The organism is Flavobacterium cyanobacteriorum, from assembly GCF_002251835.1.
In the GTDB taxonomy this organism is placed as follows: Bacteria; Bacteroidota; Bacteroidia; order Flavobacteriales; family Flavobacteriaceae; genus Flavobacterium; species Flavobacterium cyanobacteriorum.
The window spans coordinates 1-4495 of record NZ_NOXV01000130.1 but is presented as its reverse complement, the minus strand read 5'-3'; the positions used below and the strand labels follow the sequence as shown (position 1 = coordinate 4495).

Sequence of the window (4495 nt, the reverse complement as noted above, 5' to 3'; positions counted from 1 at the left end):
TCCGTTTTGACTGGAAGATAATCGATTCTGAAACGAAGGTGTTCGGCACCTACAAATGCAAGAAGGCAACAATGGTTTTCCGGGGCAGGGCCTACACCGCATGGTTTTCGGAAGATTTCCCTGTTAACGCAGGGCCTTTCAAGTTTGGAGGGCTGCCGGGGCTTATTTTTGAAATATATGATACTGATAACCAATACAGATGGATATTAAAATCTATAACAAAAAATGATGGGGAGCAGTTAAAAGAACCCCAGCTGGCTTATGAAAATATAGACTTAAGAACCTATGTGCGGCTTTTAGACGAACAAGCCCAAGATATTCAACAATATCAAAAAAGCAGGCAGCCCAAAGGTGTTTCCACTGAAAATACCACGTTCAAAAGGGCTTCTGTGGAGCTGGTTTATGAATGGGAATAAAATTTTAACATATTAACAAATTTTATCATATTGTTTTTATAAAAAGACGATAAACCTCCTTTTTTAATTACCAAAATATGCCTGATTATAAATGGAAATTAGAATCTGATACAATCAATATAGGCAGCTATATATGCAATAAAGCAAAATTAGAATTTAGAGACAGGACTTATAATTTTTTGTACACCACAGAAATTCCTGCCCAATTCGGCTAAATAACCACGAGGAGCATCTGTTAAAGTAAATAAAGTTGACTCCACAAGTATTGAAAAAAATTATGATTAGGATTTTTTTGTTATCTATTAACAAGCACAATTGCTGTTTACTTTTATGTTTATGGTTATCAGCTTATTCTTTTTCACAAAATAATTATCAAATAAAATATAAAATGTCGACCTTATTTGATGGTGTAAGGAATTATGATGCTCTACTTACTTTGTCTGATTCTGAGTCGTGTTTTGAATACAAGCTGTTTGAAAAAGATACAATAACCACAGAAAGCGAAGATGAAAAGGGAAATAGGTTTATTTCTGTTCCAAACAAGCGAAAACAATTGATTTTTACAAGTTTGATTAGTAAAACAATAAAAGAATTAAAATATTTTAAGGACACATTTTTAGTTGTCGATACGCTGATTACACCTAAATGGGATATTAAAGATGAAACAAGAATAATAGGTGGCCTGAAGTGCCAAAAAGCGACTACTTTTTTTAAAGGGCGGGACTATGTAGTGTGGTTTACAACTGAAATAACAACATTTTTTGGCCCTTGGAAATTAAATGGATTACCGGGTTTAATTGTCTTGGCTAATGATAAACGGAATGAAGTATATTTTGAAATTACAGAAGTTTTAAAAAATAACGCAAGTATCTGTCAGGTAGATACATCCATTAAAAATATTTCTAAAGTACAATTTGATAAAAAAATAAAAGAATGGCAAAACGATTTTGAAGAAACATTGAAATCAAAAGGTGATAGAAATTTGAAATTTAATGTAAAATTTGGAAAATCAACGGATATCGAAATAATAAATTAAATTTTTTGACTTATAATTTTCAATGTTTAAATTTATACTACATCTCATTGTTTGTCTTTCTTTCCAGTTTACATTATCTCAAAATACAATTAAAGGAGAAGTAAAAGATCATGTCAGTCAACCCATAATCTCTGCCAGTGTTATTCTTAAAGATAACACGGGCAAGATTATTACTTACGCTTATACTGATGAATTAGGCAGATATGAATTAAAAACGGATAAGCCGGGGCAATTTGTTTTAACCGCTTCATCTTTGGGTTTTGAACAAAAAAATATAGATATCACTATTGAAAATAAAAATGAAGTAAAAACAGTAGATTTTACTTTACTTGTAAAAGTTACGGAACTAAAAGAAGTAATTATCGAGCAGGAGCGGGCCATAACCATAAAAAAAGATACCATAATATTTAAAGCCGACGCTTTCAGACAAGGCAATGAGCAAACCGTTGAAGATTTGTTAAAAAAAATACCGGGTTTAAATATTGACGCAAGCGGCACCATAAAAATCGGTAACCAGGAAGTTGAGAAAGTAATGGTAGATGGCGATGACATGTTTGAAAAAGGTTATAAATTACTTACCAAAAACATGCCTGTCAACCCTGTTGATAAAGTAGAAATCTACAAAAACTACTCCAATAACAAGCACCTGAAAGGCATAGAAAACAGTGATAAAGTGGCTTTAAACCTTACGCTTAAAGAAGAGGCAAGGCGGGTTTGGTTTGGTAACTTCCAGGCAGGTTATGGATTAGTTTCCGAAAACCGGTATGAAGTCAGGAGCAACCTGATGAACTTTGGCAAAAAAAATAAATACTACTTCCTTACTAACCTTAATAATACAGGCTATGATGCCACCGGAGATATTGACAACCTCATACGCCCTTTCCGTTTTGACGAACCCGGGAGTATTGGTGATGACCAATCAGCAAATACCCTGCTCGGTTTAGGTTTTGACACGCCAAATCTAAAGCAAAAAAGGACCAACCTCAACAATGCCGAAATGCTATCGCTAAACAGTATTTTCACACTATCCGAAAAGATAAAACTCAAAGCCCTTGGCTTTTTGAACACGGACGAAACAGGCTTTTTCAGGAACAGCATTGAACAGTTTTCAGTAGGTAATACCGTTTTTACCAATACCGAAGATTTTAAAGGAAGGAAAACACAACTCACAGGTTTTGGTAAAGTAGATGTAACCTATGACATTTCAAAAACCCAAACCCTCGAATATACCGGAAAATTTAATAAAACCAACGAAAAGAACAGGAGCGATTTGGTATTCAACAACGATGTGCTAAACGAACGGTTAAATGCCAACAACCAACTTTTTGATCAAAAAATAGTTTATACCAATAAGGTGAAAGATAAGAGGGTTTTTCTGCTTTCAGGCCGTTACATTAATGAGCAGACACCCCAAAACTACTCCGTTAACCAGTTTATTTTTAATGATTTGTTTACAGAAAATGCCACCGGTACCCGGCAGTACAGCAATAATAAAATGCAGTTTGCCGGCGTGGAAGCCCAGTGGCTGGACAGGAAGAAAAACGGCGATTTGGCAGAACTTAAAATCGGAAATCAATTACGGATAGACGGCTTCAACACCCGATTTGAATTGCTGCAAAACGGCACTAATGTTATCTTTCCGGATGGCTATCAAAATAATCTAACCTATACCACAAGCGATTTGTATTTGTCAGCAAAATATCGTTTTAAGCTAAAGAATTTTACCGTACTGGCTCAGGCAGATGCCCACCAATTATTCAACCAATTAGAAAATTTCAATGTAGTATCTTATCAAAATCCGTTTTTTTTAGTGCCGAAAATTGGTTTGGATTGGGAAATCAACGAGAAAAATAAAATCCTTACGTCATATACCTATACTACCACAAATGCGGGAGTTTTAGATGTGTATTCCGGGTTTGTACAAACTGGTTTTCGCTCGTTTTCAAAAGGTTTAGAAGAGTTCAACCAGTTAAATTCCTCAACCGCACTTTTAAATTACACGTATGGCAGCTGGGGCGATAAATTTTTTGCCAATACGTTTATCATGTATTCAAAAAATAACGATTTTTTTAGCACTAATGCTATCATTGCCCAAAACTACTCACTATCTGAAAAAATAATAATTAGAGACCGTGAATATGTAACAATTTCATCAGGCATTGACCGGTATTTTAAACCCATAAAATCCAACTTAAAAATCAATCTGGGGGCAACCAAAACCAATTTTAAAAACATTGTGAACAACTCCAATTTGAGGGAAGTAAAAAACCTCAATACCAATTATGGTTTTGAACTGCGCTCCGGCTTCCGTGGCCTGTTCAACTATCATATCGGCTCAAAGTGGACATACAACGAGGTCAAAACAACCATTACAAACAATTTTACCGACAACATGAGTTTCCTGGATTTGTCGTTTATGTTTAGCGACAAGTTTAATATTGATATTCAAACAGAACGTTACTTTTTTGGTAATTTAGACAAAAACAACAACAAATATTATTTCTTGGATTTAGAAGCCCGTTATGTGGTTAAAGAAAATAAATTAACATTTTTCCTTTCAGGCAATAATCTGTTTAATACAGAAACATTCAGAAATTATAGTATTTCAGACATCAATATTTCACAAACAGAATACAGGTTAATGCCAAGATACGTCCTTTTAAAAATGGAATACAGGTTTTAAAACATGAAAAAAATAACTCCTCGCTTAAATATAAATTATATCATTACGTTATTAGTTTTTTAGACAGTAAATCCAAATAAATTACATCATGTTTAATTAAAGTTGTATATTTATAAAAAAACTTTAGTGCAGTAGTATCATTAATATTTTCTTTTAGTGGTGCCGCAAAAATGAAAATAACAAAGAGGTAAAAAAGTAGAAAAAGCGTCACCGGACTGCAAAACTACGCGGTGGGCGCAACTTTGGCGGAATCAATTGTGGCCAACCTTAATGGGGGTACAATTTTACCGCCGACATTTATAGTAATAAAAAGATTTTAGTACACGACAAAAAATATAATTGATTAAAAATCAATAAAAT

The 4495-nt window shown here is 33.9% G+C and carries 3 protein-coding genes and 1 pseudogene; all 4 read left to right on the top strand.

Annotated features, from left to right (window positions below):
• A partial coding sequence (locus CHU92_RS01765) for a GLPGLI family protein (RefSeq protein ID WP_129582980.1) occupies positions 1–416 on the top strand: 416 nt, incomplete at its 5' end.
• 74 nt (positions 417–490) lie between these two features.
• Positions 491–631, top strand: a pseudogene (locus CHU92_RS16215) (GLPGLI family protein); the annotation flags it as partial.
• Positions 632–693: 62 nt separating this feature from the next.
• On the top strand, positions 694–1452 hold the full coding sequence (locus CHU92_RS01760; protein ID WP_129582978.1) for a GLPGLI family protein: 759 nt from the start codon (positions 694–696) through the stop codon (positions 1450–1452).
• Between the two features lie 22 nt (positions 1453–1474).
• Positions 1475–4135: a TonB-dependent receptor gene (locus CHU92_RS01755; protein ID WP_094411990.1), complete on the top strand. Its 2661-nt coding sequence runs from the start codon at positions 1475–1477 to the stop codon at positions 4133–4135.
• Positions 4136–4495: the final 360 nt, after the last annotated feature.

What these genes read in the sequence shown, in the direction of transcription:
- CHU92_RS01760 (WP_129582978.1), top strand. Translation starts at nt 694, where the DNA reads ATGATTAGGATTTTTTTGTTATCTATTAACAAGCACAATTGCTGTTTA.
- CHU92_RS01755 (WP_094411990.1), top strand. Translation starts at nt 1,475, where the DNA reads ATGTTTAAATTTATACTACATCTCATTGTTTGTCTTTCTTTCCAGTTT.